Raw genomic sequence first — 14,195 nt, 5'->3', positions numbered from 1 at the left:
ACGTCATTACTCTACGGAAAAAATTTTATCCAGCCTGCTGTATCCCAGTCCATTAATTTTCTTCACTTTAATCTGCACCGGGATCCGCTCCTTCATCGCTTCCACATGGCTTATCACGCCGATAACCTTACCACTGGCGTTCAGCGCGTCGAGCGCGTCCAGCGCGGTATCCAGCGTTTCACTGTCGAGCGTGCCGAAACCTTCGTCGAGGAACAGCGAATCAATGCGCGTTTTATGACTGACCAAATCGGACAGCGCCAGCGCCAGCGCGAGGCTGACGAGGAAGCTCTCTCCGCCGGAAAGCGTGCGGGTGTCGCGCACCGCGTCGGCCTGCCAGGTGTCCATCACTTCCAGTTCCAGCGCTTCGCTGGCTTTGCGTTTCAACAGATAACGCCCATGCAGGCGGCTCATCTGCTCGTTGGCCAGCCACACTAAATTGTCGAGCGTCAGCCCCTGCGCGAATTTACGGAATTTGTCGCCCTCTTTGGAGCCAATCAGCGTATTCAGGCAGCCCCAGTCTTCCAGGGTTTGCGCGGCGGCGTTGATCTGCGCCATCAGTGCCTGCTGCTGCTGTCGATTGTCCGCATCCTGTTTCAGCTGCTGGCGGATTTCCCCCTGTGCCGCGCTGTTTTCGCGTAACCGCTGCGCCAGTTGGGCCAGCAACGTTGGCACTTGATCGCGATCCTGCGTTTCCGGTAAATCGTCCGGACGCTGCTGCTGGTGCTGAACCCGATCGTTCTGAGCCTGCGACGCCAGCGCCTGCTGTTGCTGCAACTGGTTTTCGAGCTGCTGTTTCAGCTGCTCCAGTTTTTGGCGCGTATCGTCATCCAGCAGCGCGGCCAGGAAAGCGTCCTGGTTGGCAAACTGGCTGCCTTCCAGCGCGGCTTCAAACTCTTTTTGCGCCAGAGTCAGGCGTTCGCGCGCCTGACTCTCCTGTTGTTGCAGCGTGTGCCACTGGCTTTGCAGCGACACGCAGTCGTGATGCAGCTGCTGCCAGCCGTCCAGCGCCATCGAGGCAACATCTTCCTGCGGCGCAGCCGTAGGCAGGGTGTCGAGCAAGGGCTGAAGCTGTCCCAGTTTTTGCTCGATGGACTGCTGCTGTTCGCTCTGTGTCTGCCATTGCTGACTTTCGGTCTCGCGGGCTGCCAGCCAGACGTTTTCTTCGCCGTGCGCGGGAAGCGTCAGGCTAAAGCCGTTCAGCGCTTCACCCAGCGTCAGCTGGCGATCGGCGATTTCCTGCTCCAGGGCGCTGCGCTGATTTTTCAGGTCGCGCATCTGACGCGCTATGTTCAATCGCTGGCTGTGCTGATAAAGCTGTTGTTCGTAGTTTTCCTGCTCGCTCAGCCAGCCACCGATATCATCGTCAGGGGTCAGAGAGATCTGCAAACCATCGACGGTCGATTGCCATTGAGAGGTGAGTGCTTGCTCCTGCTCAGCGATGGACTGCAGCTCGCGTTGCTCAGCCTGAATTTGTTTCACCAGCGCATCGAGTTCGCCTTTCAGGCTGGCCCCGGATTCGCCAATCTGTTTGACCTCTTTTTCAAGCGCATCGCGACGGGCTTCGTTGACACCTGGCTTTAATGCCTGATATTCCGCCACTGCCGGATGTTCCGCCGAACCGCACAGCGGGCACGGTGCGCCGGGCTGCAAACGGGCGCGTTCATCGGTGAGTTTGGCAATGATTTTTTCCTGCTCGCACAGGGTCTTGACGTCATTGAACTGCTGCAGTTTTTCTTTGTACTGCTGGCGACGGCGGGCAAGCTCGGCTTCGCCTTTTTCCTGTTCCTGCTGGCGCTGAACCAGCAGCGGTTGCAGTTGTTGACGGCGCTTTTGCAGTGGCTGAAAACGGCTTTGTAGCGCGTTCAGCTGCTGGCGAAGCGGGCGCGCGGCACCGTGTTGTTCCAGCGCCGTTGCCACCGCAGTTTCATCGAGGGTGAGGGACGTGGTCGGCAGAGCGTTAAGCTGGCGCGTGAATTCAGTTTCTCGCTGGCTCAGGGTTTGCAACTGGGCCGCATCGCGCGTTTGCTGGGTAAACGCCGCACGCCAGCCGGTCAGTTCGCGCTGCCAGTGGCGATAGCGTTCATTCGCCGCCAGCCATTCATTCAGGGTTTTCTGGCTCACCAGCCATTGTTGTTGCTGGCGTTCGGCGCTGAGGCGCAAGCGCCCGCGCAGCGCCAGTTGGTTCTGTAAGCGAGTATTTACTTCTTCGGTTTGCTGGTGCGTTTGCGTCAGTGTCGTCTGGCTGTCCTGCAGACGACCCCACATCGGGCGCAGTCTGTCGGCGGGTAACGACTGGGCGAGCGTAGAAAGCTGCGGCTGAGCGGTAGTCAGCGCCTGCTGCGCGGCACTCAGCGAGGCTTGCGTGCGCTGCTCTGCGGCGTGCAGCTCTGTTTCGCGTGTCAGCCACTGCTGCCAAATCTGGACCCGAAGCTGTTCATTCTGCTGCTGTTTTTCGTCGTCAGTAAGTGCCTGCAAACGTTGCTGCAACGCCTGCTGCTGCTCGTCATTCAGCAAAATCATGCCCGAAGCCTGAGCCTGGCGCTTCTCCAGTTCGGTTTTGGCTTCTTTATGCTTTTCAAACACCATCGCGGAAATCTGGCCGTAAATCTCAGTGCCGGTCAGCTCCTCCAGCAGTTCGGCGCGCTCTTTCGGTTCGGCGTTGAGGAACGCGGCGAACTGGCCTTGAGAAAGCATCATTGAGCGGGTGAAGCGGCCATAATCCAGCCCGGTCAGCGAGGCAGTCAGATCCAGCTTGTCTTTGACTTTTTCGGCCAGTATTTTACCGTCGTCGCAGCGGGCCAGCTCCACGCGTGGGGCTTGCAGGTTGCCATCGGGCTGATTGCGCGCGCGGTTCTGGCTCCAGAAGGCGCGGTAGGCCACGCCTTTCACCTCGAATTCCACTTCCGCCAGACATTCGGCGGTATCGCGGGTCATCAAATCGTTTTGTGATTGTGACAAGGTGCTGAGACGCGGCGTTTTGTGGTACAACGCCAGACAGATGGCGTCGAGGAGGGTGGTTTTACCCGCACCGGTCGGGCCGGTAATGGCAAACAGACCGTTGCTGGCGAAAGGCTCGGCGGTGAAATCAATTTTCCACTCGCCCTTCAGCGAGTTGAGGTTTTTCAGCCGCAGACTCAAAATTTTCATGGCTGTTCCTCCCCGGAAAGCGCGTGCACCGTTTCGTTAAACAGCTGATGCAGGCGCTGTTGCTGCGGTTCTTCCAGTGCTTCCAGCGCCAGGCGGCGCGCAAAAACCTCTTCGACTTTCAGTTCGCTTAGCGTTTCGCGATGTTCGCTGGCCATAATGCGCTCGCGCTGTTCGCGACTGCGGCGCACCAGTAGCACTTCAACCGGTAGCTCGTCGGTCAGGGCCTGAATTTTTCGCTGGATGTCGTGCAGATATTCGTCGCTGGTGATTTCGATATCGAGCCACACCGGCGAGGGGGCATCGCCATCGCGCCACTGCGTCAGTTGCTCGCTGATGCTGGCGAAATCGCCTTTCAGCACCGCCAACTGCTGCGTCACGGGCACCTCCAGCGGCGTCACTTCCGCCAGTTTTCCATCGTTAAAACTCACCAGATTGACGGTTTTCGCTTTGCCTGTTTCATCGAAACTCAGGGAAATCGGCGAGCCGCAGTAGCGAATGTGCTCGCTGCCGCCAATTTTTTGCGCCCGATGGATGTGGCCGAGGGCAATGTAGTCCACCGGCGGGAAGTTCTGCGCCGGGAAGGCGTCGAGCGTGCCGATATAAATGTCACGTACCGCGTCACTTTTACTGGCGCCGACGGTAGTCAGATGGCCACTGGCGATGATTGGCAGCGGGCGATCGCCACGTAGTTCGCAAGCCTGCTGATATTGCTGCTGATAGTAATCAGTGATGGCCTGTAATAAATGTTGCTGCTTTTCCCCGGCGGAGGAACCGGCCTGGCTGACGATGACATCGCGTGGACGCAGAAACGGCACCGGGCAGAAAATCGCCCCAGGGGTTCCATCGCGATGGTTGAGCACGCAAGGGGCCATCCCGCTTCCGGCGACCACGGTGGTGTTCAGGAACGCGAGAATATCGCGGGATTCGTTGAGCGTGGCGACGGAATCATGGTTCCCCGCCAGCACCACCAGATGACAGCCGGTTTGCTGCAATTTCACCACGAAACGGTTGTAGAGTTCGCGCGCGTAGCTCGGCGGTGAACCGGTGTCGAAGATATCACCGGCCACGATAATGGCATCCACCTCGTTCGCCTGTGCGGTTTCCAGCAGCCAGTCGAGAAAAGCATCGTGCTCAGCGGCACGGCTTTTACTGTAGAAATTCTGGCCGAGGTGCCAGTCGGAGGTGTGTAGGATGCGCATAGTGGGCCCGTGGCTGAAAAGCGAGGCCGTCATTATATACCCTAAATAATTCGAGTTGCATCGAAGCGGCAAGCTTGCTTCCCCCCTGGAGCATAGATAACTATGTGACTGGGGGGGCAAGCGCAGCCAATGAAGAGGCAGCTGGAAATATGACGGGTAAAAACATTTAGGGATAACAGGGCGATGACCGCAGTCATTCAGTGTAATAATGTGAAAAGGCTCTATCATAAATCTGTCATAAATCTGACGCATACTTACGCCGAATAAGACGCCGCTTACAGGCACATGACTAATAACACAGGATTTATAATGGCGAGACGTATTCTGGTCGTTGAAGATGAAGCCCCAATTCGCGAAATGGTGTGCTTCGTCCTGGAGCAAAATGGCTTTCAGCCTGTAGAAGCAGACGATTATGACAGTGCTGTAAACCAACTGAACGAACCGTGGCCTGATTTAGTCTTGCTCGACTGGATGCTGCCAGGTGGCTCGGGCATTCAGTTTATCAAACACCTCAAGCGTGAAGCGTTAACGCGCGATATTCCTGTGGTGATGCTGACCGCGCGTGGCGAAGAAGAAGATCGCGTGCGGGGCCTGGAAACCGGCGCCGACGATTACATCACCAAGCCTTTCTCCCCGAAAGAGCTGGTGGCCCGTATCAAAGCTGTCATGCGCCGTATCTCGCCGATGGCGGTAGAAGAGGTTATCGAAATGCAGGGCCTGAGCCTTGACCCTTCTTCCCACCGCGTCATGACCGGTGAAAACCCGCTGGACATGGGGCCGACCGAGTTTAAACTGCTGCACTTCTTTATGACTCATCCGGAGCGCGTATACAGCCGCGAACAGCTGCTGAATAACGTCTGGGGAACGAATGTGTATGTAGAAGACCGGACGGTGGATGTTCACATTCGTCGTCTGCGTAAAGCGCTGGAACACAGTGGTCACGACAGAATGGTACAAACCGTTCGCGGCACGGGTTATCGTTTCTCCGCCCGTTTCTGACAATTGACTGGAGTGTGACCCGTGCTTGAACGGCTGTCATGGAAAAGGCTGGTTTTTGAGCTGATCCTCTGTTGTATTCCGGCCCTCATTCTGGGGGCGCTATTCGGGTATTTGCCATGGTTCTTACTGGCGGCGGTGACCGGGCTACTTATCTGGCATTTCTGGAATTTACTGCAACTTTCATGGTGGCTATGGGTTGACCGCAGCATGACGCCACCGCCGGGCAAAGGCAGCTGGGAGCCGCTGCTGTATGGGCTGCACCAGATGCAGATGCGTAATAAAAAGCGCCGTCGTGAGCTGGGGAGCCTGATCAAACGCTTTCGTAGTGGCGCTGAATCGCTGCCTGATGCGGTGGTGCTGACCACCGAAGAAGGGGCCATGTTCTGGTGTAACGGCCTGGCCCAGCAGCTGCTGAATCTACGCTGGCCGGACGATAACGGTCAGAACATCCTTAACCTGCTGCGCTACCCTGAATTTTCCCGCTATCTCAAATCTCGCGATTTCACCCGGCCGCTCAACCTGGTGCTCAACACCGGGCGACATCTGGAAATTCGCGTCATGCCCTACAGTGAAAAACAGCTGCTGCTGGTGGCACGTGACGTTACTCAGATGCACCAGCTGGAAGGCGCCCGCCGCAATTTCTTCGCCAACGTCAGCCATGAATTACGCACGCCGTTGACGGTGCTGCAGGGCTATCTGGAGATGATGCAGGAGCAAGCGCTGGAAGGCGCGCCGCGTGAAAAAGCGCTGCACACCATGCGTGAGCAAACCCAGCGTATGGAAGGCCTGGTGCGCCAACTGCTTACGCTGTCACGCATCGAGGCGGCTCCGCTGGCGGCATTGAATGAAACTATCGACGTGCCAATGATGCTCAGGGTGATTGAGCGCGAGGCGCAGACTCTCAGCCATAAGAAGCACATTCTGCATTTCGACATTGAGGATTCACTGCAGGTGCTTGGCAGCGAGGAGCAGTTGCGCAGTGCGATGTCGAATCTGGTGTATAACGCGGTGAATCATACGCCGGAAGGCACTGAAATCACCGTGCGCTGGCAGCGCGAGCCGCACGGCGTATTGTTCAGCGTGGAAGATAACGGTCCTGGCATCGCGCCGGAGCATATTCCGCGCCTGACGGAACGCTTCTACCGCGTCGATAAAGCCCGCTCGCGGCAAACCGGCGGCAGTGGTCTGGGGCTGGCAATCGTGAAACATGCGGTAAATCATCACGAAAGTCGCCTTGATATCGAAAGCACGCCGGGTAAAAACACCCGCTTCAGTTTCTTACTGCCGGAACGTTTGATTGCCAAAAAAAGCGTCTGATGATTCGGGTGTCAGGAAAGATTGACAAAGACCGGCGCAAGCCGGTTTTTTTGCTTTCCAGTTAACCAAGCGGTGGATAATTATCAAACGCCTGTTGCTTTTTTGTTCGCATGATTAGCCAGAGGTTTTTCTAATATCTGGTCAATCATGCTAACTCGAAACTCGATATTGCTATAATCCTCTGGTTTTGCGATCCCTTGTTGCTTTAAAACGTTATAAGCGTTTAAATTGCCCCCAATGCAGTCGCGGTCTGACTGCTTTCGCGCGCTAAACCCAATAACAATTCTTCGTGCGTGATTATCGGGAGTATTTCCCACTGCTTTGTTCGCTCTTGCCGTTGTTCTGTTCCACTGGAATAAATCGACGCTTTTACTTTCAACACCACATCCACAGGCAGTAAAGAGTTTATGACCCATCAGTTAAAATCTCGCGATATCATCGCCCTGGGCTTTATGACCTTTGCGTTGTTCGTTGGCGCAGGCAACATTATTTTCCCTCCTATGGTGGGTTTGCAGGCTGGCGAACACGTCTGGACGGCGGCCTTTGGTTTCCTGATTACGGGCGTTGGCCTGCCGGTTCTGACTATCGTTGCATTGGCGAAGGTCGGCGGTGGCGTTGACAGTCTCAGCACGCCAATCGGTAAAGTGGCCGGTATTCTGCTGGCAGTGGTGTGTTATCTCGCCGTCGGGCCGCTGTTCGCCACGCCGCGTACCGCAACCGTTTCTTTCGAAGTAGGCATCGCGCCGCTGACGGGTGACGGCGCACTGCCGCTGCTTATCTACAGCATTATCTATTTCGCGCTGGTCATTCTGGTTTCACTGTATCCGGGCAAACTGCTCGATACGGTGGGTAACTTCCTGGCACCGCTGAAAATTATCGCCCTGGTGGTGCTGTCCGTGGCTGCCCTGATGTGGCCGGCAGGCTCCATTAGCCATGCGCTGGATGCCTACCAGACCGCGCCGTTCTCCAACGGTTTCGTCAACGGCTACCTGACCATGGATACCCTTGGCGCAATGGTATTCGGCATCGTTATCGTTAACGCCGCACGTTCTCGCGGTGTGACCGAAGCGCGTTTGCTGACTCGTTACACCGTCTGGGCGGGCCTGATGGCGGGCGTCGGCCTGACGCTGCTGTACCTGGCGCTGTTCCGTCTGGGTTCAGACAGCGCGACGCTGGTCGATCAGAACGCCAACGGCGCCGCTATCCTGCACGCATACGTTCAGCACACCTTTGGTGGGGCAGGCAGCTTCCTGCTGGCAGCGTTGATTTTCATCGCCTGCATGGTAACGGCGGTTGGCCTGACCACAGCGTGTGCCGAGTTCTTCTCTCAGTACCTGCCGCTGTCTTATCGTTCACTGGTCTTTATCCTCGGTCTGTTCTCGATGGTGGTGTCCAATCTGGGCCTCAGCCACTTGATTCAGATTTCGGTTCCGGTGCTGACAGCGATTTATCCGCCATGTATCGCACTGGTGGTATTAAGTTTTACCCGCGGTTGGTGGCATAATTCGTCCCGCGTGATTGCCCCGGCGATGTTTATCAGCCTGGTGTTCGGTCTGCTGGACGGTGTTAAAGCCTCTGCATTCGCCGATATTCTGCCAGCCTGGACCGCGCATTTGCCGCTGGCTCAGCAAGGTCTGGCCTGGCTGATGCCGACTATCGTTGCCGCCGTTCTGGCAATGGGATGGGATCGCGCAGCAGGCCGTCAGGTGACCTCCAGCGCGCATTAATTAGCGGGCGAGGATTGAAATTAACCACGGGGCCATTGGCTCCGTGGTTTTGTTTTTTGTACAGGCAGTGGAATTTATGGAAACCAACAACAAGCTAAAGCGTGGGCTAACCGCCCGTCACATCCGCTTTATGGCGCTCGGATCGGCAATTGGTACTGGTCTTTTTTATGGCTCGGCAGACGCCATCAAAATGGCCGGTCCCAGCGTGCTGCTGGCGTATCTTATTGGCGGCGTTGCCGCTTACATCATCATGCGCGCACTTGGCGAAATGTCGGTGCACAACCCGTCTGCCAGCTCGTTTTCTCGCTATGCGCAGGACAACTTAGGCCCGCTCGCGGGTTACATCACCGGCTGGACCTACTGTTTTGAAATCCTGATCGTGGCCATCGCTGACGTCACCGCGTTCGGCATTTACATGGGCGTCTGGTTCCCGGCGGTACCGCACTGGATTTGGGTGCTGAGCGTCGTGTTGCTGATTTGCTCCATCAACCTGATGAGCGTGAAGGTCTTTGGCGAGCTGGAATTCTGGTTCTCGTTCTTTAAAGTCGCCACCATTATCGTAATGATCGTCGCCGGTTTCGGCATCATCATTTGGGGGATAGGCAACGGCGGGCAGCCAACCGGCATCCACAATCTGTGGAGCAACGGCGGATTCTTCAGTCATGGCTGGCTCGGTATGGTGATGTCACTGCAAATGGTGATGTTCGCCTACGGCGGGATTGAAATCATCGGCATCACCGCCGGTGAAGCGAAAGACCCGCAGACCTCCATTCCGCGTGCGATTAACTCCGTGCCGATGCGTATCCTGGTGTTCTATGTGGGCACGCTGTTTGTGATCATGTCGATTTACCCATGGAACCAGGTCGGCACCAGCGGTAGCCCGTTCGTGATGACCTTCCAGCACATGGGGATTACGTTTGCCGCAGGCATCCTGAACTTCGTGGTGCTGACCGCGTCGCTGTCGGCGATTAACTCTGATGTCTTTGGTGTGGGCCGTATGCTGCACGGCATGGCGGAGCAGGGCAGTGCGCCGAAGGTGTTCGCTAAAACCTCGCGTAACGGCGTGCCGTGGGTGACGGTGGCGGTCATGACCGTCGCGCTGCTGCTGGCGGTGTATCTGAACTATATCATGCCGGAAAATGTGTTCCTGGTGATTGCCTCCCTGGCAACGTTCGCCACCGTCTGGGTGTGGATAATGATCCTGCTGTCACAAATTGCGTTCCGCCGTCGTCTGTCGCCGGAAGAGCTGAAGGACCTGAAGTTTAAAGTCCCTGGCGGCGTGTTCACCACGATCGTCGGCCTGCTGTTCCTGGTGTTTATCATCATGCTGATTGGCTGGCATCCGGACACCCGCATTTCGCTGTACGTTGGATTCGCGTGGATTGTGCTGCTGCTGATTGGCTGGCAGTTCAAAACGCGTCGCGACCGTCAACTGTCCAGCGCGCAATAATGTCAGGCCCGGCGGCATTCGCCGCTGGGTTTGCCTCGCCTCAGAACTGGTATTTATAGGCTAACAAAAAGCGTTTATCGGGATCGGCGATATAGGTATTGTTATCCTGGATATAGGTCATAGCCCTGAACGAGTGATGAGTGTTGATCGAATAGCCCGCGCCTATCCCGCCAAAATAACCAGAATAATTGTCTCCGGCATCGTTCTTCGAACCATAAGAGCCTGCCATAAACGCCATCAGTCGCCACTGAGTGGACAACGGTTTAAGCACAAAAGCACCCAGATAACCGCTGCTACCGGAGATATCCGTAGGGGCGAAACCATTCTCAGGCGAAGGTGAGCCATTAAATCCCTCTTGTGAACAGGCATCCTGTGCCCGACGACTGCACTCTACTGCATCACCCGTATTATAGGTATAACCTGCCATGGGGAAGATCTGAAAACCGGCAGGTTCAATACCGAAATAACTCAGAGGCAGGAATGTGCCGATCGAGTAGTTGGTCTGTGATGCGCCGTTAGAGAAATCATTCTTGCCGATATTGAAATTAAAAATACCAATCGGAAATAACCATGAACCCCCGACCCGCCACTCAGACGCATCACTGTTGATCCTGGCGTTGATTTTACGGGCGTCATCCAGCGCAAGAGATCCAGAAAACGTTACATCGCTGTCATCAAAATCATAATCATCGGACCAGGACACCCCCACCTGTGTTGTTACTCGGGTAGGATCATCGTCGGATTTTTCGCTATTCGTTTTTACGGTGCCTGCTTTTCCAAACGTTGCGCTGGAGAAACTTCCAAGAGCAACGATCAATACTGATAACAGCGTTGTACGCATACATTCACCCAGATTTGTTATGTCAGATACGGATGTGACCAGCAATATTCCTTATCGCTCATAATGTTAACTATATAGGCAGATTGCCTTTTCTGCCGGAACTCCGCGTAAACTTCGTCATTTCTATATTCAGTGAGATGAGATGAGATGACATGACTGATAAATGTGGCACTGTTCACGGAACAGACATCCTGGCTGACCAACCCGGATCCTCCTGAATTGGCCCGCCGCCGCCGCCAGGCTGACGTGACGCTGGATTCATGCGTGAGGCTCATGAATCAATGCAGTAAATGCACTTATTTTGCCCTCTGAAATCACGCACTCTCAAGGTTGATGAAAAGTTAAATGTGTTAGCTTTCATGTTAACTACGGAGGGCGAGATGCCTTATTCTGCTGACAACGCGTCGTTCCGCGCAAAGGCTATGGCGATTTTGCGCGTCACGTCGGGAAACTTTCTGGAACAGTTCGACTTCTTCCTGTTCGGCTTTTACGCCACCTACATTGCCCACACATTTTTCCCTGCTGAAAGCGAATTCGCATCGTTAATGATGACCTTTGCCGTGTTCGGAGCCGGGTTCTTGATGCGCCCCATTGGCGCCGTGGTGCTCGGGGCCTGGATTGATAAAGTCGGTCGCCGCAAAGGGCTTATCGTCACGCTGTCTATCATGGCGGCGGGCACCTTTATGATTGTGCTGATCCCGGGTTATCAGACGATTGGCCTGTGGGCGCCGTTCCTGGTGCTATGCGGCCGTCTGTTGCAGGGCTTTTCTGCGGGCGCAGAGCTGGGCGGTGTCTCGGTGTATCTGGCTGAAATCGCCACCCCGGGTCGCAAAGGCTTCTACACCAGCTGGCAGTCAGGCAGTCAGCAGGTGTCGATTATGGTGGCAGCCTCGCTCGGGTTTATGCTCAACGAATTTATGGACGCCGGGGCGCTGCATGACTGGGGGTGGCGCATTCCGTTTGTCGTCGGCTGCCTGATTGTGCCCTTTATTTTTGTTCTCCGTCGCCAGCTGGCGGAAACGGAAGCCTATGCCTCGCGCAAAGAGCATCTGCCACTAAACGAGGCGATGAAAACCCTGCTGCTGAACTGGCGCGTGGTGGTGGCGGGGATGTTGATGGTGGCGATGACGACCACTGCGTTCTATCTGATCACCGTCTATGCGCCAACGTTTGGTAAAAAAGTCCTGCTGCTGAGCTCTTCCGACAGCCTGCTGGTGACGCTGTTGGTGGCGATTTCAAACTTCATCTGGCTGCCGATTGGCGGGGCTATTTCTGACCGCTTTGGCCGTAAACCGGTGCTGATTGCGATGACACTGCTGGCGATTTTCACCAGCTGGCCGGTGCTCTCGATCCTCGCGCATGCTCCGAGTTTCGGTATGATGCTGGCGGTGCTGCTGTGGCTGTCATTTATTTATGGCCTCTATAACGGGGCGATGATCCCGGCGCTGACCGAAATCATGCCTGCTGAAGTGCGCGTGGCCGGATTCTCACTGGCGTATAGCCTGGCGACCGCCATTTTTGGCGGCTTCACGCCTGCGGTATCGACTGCGCTGATTCACTTCACTGGCGATAAAGCCGCGCCCGGTTACTGGATGAGCTTCGCCGCAATCTGTGCACTGCTCGCCACGCTGTATCTCTACCATCGTGCGTCTGAGCAGGTCACGCATTCCCCTAAATCATTCCACCACGGAGCTGCGCGATGAAACGTCTGACACTCTGGATAGCGATTACCGTTGCAGGGAATATCAGCCTCGGGGCGCAGGCCGACGAAATCACGGTGATGATCTCCGGCGGGTTTTCTGCGGCACTCGATAAACTGGCACCGCAATATGAGGCAAAAACCGGCGACACGATCCGCATCGTTCATGGTCCGTCGATGGGTAATTCCGCCGAGGCCATTCCGCACCGACTGGCTGCGGGGCAGCCTGCGGATGCGGTGATTATGGTTGGTTATGCGCTGGATAAACTGCAACAGGATGGAAAAATAGCCGCTGGCAGCCGGACAGAGTTAGCCGATTCGCGGATTGGCCTGGTGGTGCGTGCGGGCGAGACGGCACCGGATATCAGCACCGTGGCGACACTAAAGGCCACGCTGTTGAACGCCAAATCTATCGCTTATTCCGACAGCGCCAGCGGACGCTACGTACAGTCTAAATTATTCAGCCAGTTGGGCATTAGCGATGAGGTGAAGTCGAAGGCGAAAATGATTGAGAAAACGCCGGTCGCCTCGGTGGTAGCAAAAGGAGACTATGCCGTCGGATTGCAGCAAGTGAGCGAACTGCTGCCGGAAAAAGGCGCCGAGTTTGTCGGGCGCATTCCAGAGCCCGTCCAGTACGTAACGCGCTTTTCAGGGGCCGTGGTTGATGGCGCTCAACATGAGGATCACGCCCGTCAGCTATTGCGCTATTTAGCCTCGCCAAATGCGCAGGCAGTCGTCCGCGAAACGGGGCTGGATCCGTTAACCGCTAAGGGTGAAACAAGCCGGTGATTATCGTTTCCAGTTCGCTTGCCAGCGGCGACAGCGTGGATCCCGCTTTCTTGATAAGCCCGACCTGGCGCTTGATAACCGGCTCAATCAGCGTTTTTTGCACCAGCAGCGGGTGACCGCCTTCAGGAAATGCCATGGATGGCACGGCGGCAACGCCAAGCCCGGCTTCGACCATGCCAATCATGGTGGTGACGTGGCGCGTTTCACACACCGCAGGGCGGCGAACAGTGATGTCGCCTAATGCCTGATCGAGTAAATGGCGGTTTCCGGATGATTTGCTCAGCCAGATGTAATCGGCGTTAAAAAAGTCCTGCCAGCTCAGGGAGGGAAGCTGCGCGAACGGATGGTCCTGGCGACACACGAGCCGGTAAGTTTCGTCCACCAACGGCATAAACGTCAGGTCTGATTCTTCGCTCGAGAGAAAGCTCAGGCCAAAATCAGCCTGTCGATTGTGGACGGCGGCATACACATTCCCGGCGCTGGTATCCACCAGTTTGATGCGTGCTTTGGCAAAACGACTGCGAAAGTGAGCGATCACTTTTGGCATGAAATAGTAGGCAGCAGAAGGGATGCAGGCTACGGTGACCACGCCGCTGCCGTAAAGCATCGGGTCGCTAATGCCGCTTAACGCGTCTTCAAAATCGCTCAGCAGTTGCCGGGCCCGAGGGGCGAAAGTTCTGCCGACCTGGGTCAGGGTGACACGGCGGGTAGTGCGGTCAAACAGGCGCACGCCGAGGGCCGATTCGAGTTTTTCGATGCGGCGGCTGAGCGCTGATTGTGAGATGCAGATGGCTTCGGCAGCAAAGCGAAAGCTGCCGTGTTCGCATAATGCCGTGAAGGCATACAGGTCCTGCAAATCAAAATTAGGCACTGCGCGTCTCTTTGATAACAACTGAGTAACAAACAGTGTATCGTAAATATCTGTAAAGAAGGAGCCTTCCTTTCGCTTCATTTTCACGCCCGCGTTGCCGGAAAATTCCGCTACTCTTCGCCCTCATCCTCCGGCATCCTCCCCCAATAAACGTCA

The 14,195-nt window shown here is 55.9% G+C and carries 11 protein-coding genes; 6 read left to right on the top strand and 5 right to left on the bottom strand.

Annotated elements, in window-relative coordinates:
* Positions 1-6: 6 nt before the first annotated feature.
* Together sbcC and sbcD are read right to left on the bottom strand one after the other, a co-directional pair.
* Positions 7-3,147, bottom strand: a complete 3,141-nt coding sequence (gene sbcC, locus MUU51_RS21475; RefSeq protein WP_258968559.1) for an exonuclease subunit SbcC — start codon at positions 3,145-3,147, stop codon at positions 7-9.
* The gene (gene sbcD, locus MUU51_RS21470) at positions 3,144-4,346 is read right to left on the bottom strand and encodes an exonuclease subunit SbcD (protein WP_258968558.1); all 1,203 of its coding nucleotides are present in this window, start codon (positions 4,344-4,346) and stop codon (positions 3,144-3,146) included. The genes sbcC and sbcD overlap by 4 nt, the downstream gene beginning before the upstream one ends.
* Before the next feature lie 309 nt (positions 4,347-4,655).
* Here sbcD and phoB point away from each other — a divergent pair, with 309 nt between their 5' ends.
* Both phoB and phoR read left to right on the top strand, forming a co-directional pair.
* Positions 4,656-5,345: a phosphate response regulator transcription factor PhoB gene (phoB, locus tag MUU51_RS21465; RefSeq protein ID WP_159772555.1), complete on the top strand. Its 690-nt coding sequence runs from the start codon at positions 4,656-4,658 to the stop codon at positions 5,343-5,345.
* A gap of 21 nt (positions 5,346-5,366) precedes the next feature.
* Positions 5,367-6,662 carry a phosphate regulon sensor histidine kinase PhoR gene (gene phoR, locus MUU51_RS21460; RefSeq protein WP_159772558.1) on the top strand — a complete coding sequence of 432 codons (1,296 nt, stop codon included), beginning with the start codon at positions 5,367-5,369 and terminating at the stop codon, positions 6,660-6,662.
* A gap of 83 nt (positions 6,663-6,745) precedes the next feature.
* Here the strand turns inward: phoR and MUU51_RS21455 are convergent, their stop codons facing one another.
* Complete coding sequence (locus MUU51_RS21455; RefSeq protein ID WP_159772561.1) at positions 6,746-7,078, bottom strand: hypothetical protein; 333 nt, start codon at positions 7,076-7,078, stop codon at positions 6,746-6,748.
* On the opposite strand from MUU51_RS21455, the gene brnQ reads away from it, so the two are divergent.
* Together brnQ and proY are read left to right on the top strand one after the other, a co-directional pair.
* The gene (gene brnQ, locus MUU51_RS21450; protein ID WP_159772564.1) at positions 7,070-8,389 is read left to right on the top strand and encodes a branched-chain amino acid transporter carrier protein BrnQ; all 1,320 of its coding nucleotides are present in this window, start codon (positions 7,070-7,072) and stop codon (positions 8,387-8,389) included. The two genes, MUU51_RS21455 and brnQ, sit on opposite strands and share 9 nt — an antisense overlap.
* A 76-nt stretch (positions 8,390-8,465) precedes the next feature.
* Complete coding sequence (gene proY, locus MUU51_RS21445) at positions 8,466-9,839, top strand: proline-specific permease ProY (RefSeq protein WP_159772567.1); 1,374 nt, start codon at positions 8,466-8,468, stop codon at positions 9,837-9,839.
* A gap of 40 nt (positions 9,840-9,879) precedes the next feature.
* Here the strand turns inward: proY and MUU51_RS21440 are convergent, their stop codons facing one another.
* The gene (locus MUU51_RS21440) at positions 9,880-10,680 is read right to left on the bottom strand and encodes a hypothetical protein (protein WP_258968557.1); all 801 of its coding nucleotides are present in this window, start codon (positions 10,678-10,680) and stop codon (positions 9,880-9,882) included.
* A gap of 380 nt (positions 10,681-11,060) precedes the next feature.
* Between MUU51_RS21440 and MUU51_RS21435 the strand changes: the two genes are divergently transcribed.
* Positions 11,061-12,383, top strand: coding sequence for an MFS transporter (locus MUU51_RS21435; protein ID WP_159772570.1), 1,323 nt, complete (start codon positions 11,061-11,063; stop codon positions 12,381-12,383).
* Entirely contained in the window at positions 12,380-13,168 is a 789-nt protein-coding gene (locus MUU51_RS21430; RefSeq protein ID WP_159772573.1) for a substrate-binding domain-containing protein, read from the top strand. The genes MUU51_RS21435 and MUU51_RS21430 overlap by 4 nt, the downstream gene beginning before the upstream one ends.
* On the opposite strand, the gene MUU51_RS21425 is transcribed toward MUU51_RS21430, so the two are convergent.
* A complete protein-coding gene (locus tag MUU51_RS21425) occupies positions 13,146-14,039 on the bottom strand; it encodes a LysR family transcriptional regulator (RefSeq protein WP_159772576.1) in 894 nt (297 codons plus the stop codon). The two genes, MUU51_RS21430 and MUU51_RS21425, sit on opposite strands and share 23 nt — an antisense overlap.
* Positions 14,040-14,195 lie beyond the last annotated feature (156 nt).

The organism is Scandinavium manionii (assembly GCF_024764775.1).
GTDB lineage: Bacteria > Pseudomonadota > Gammaproteobacteria > Enterobacterales > Enterobacteriaceae > Scandinavium > Scandinavium manionii.
Note: the sequence above shows the minus strand (reverse complement) of the source record. Positions and strands in the feature narration are given on the sequence as shown.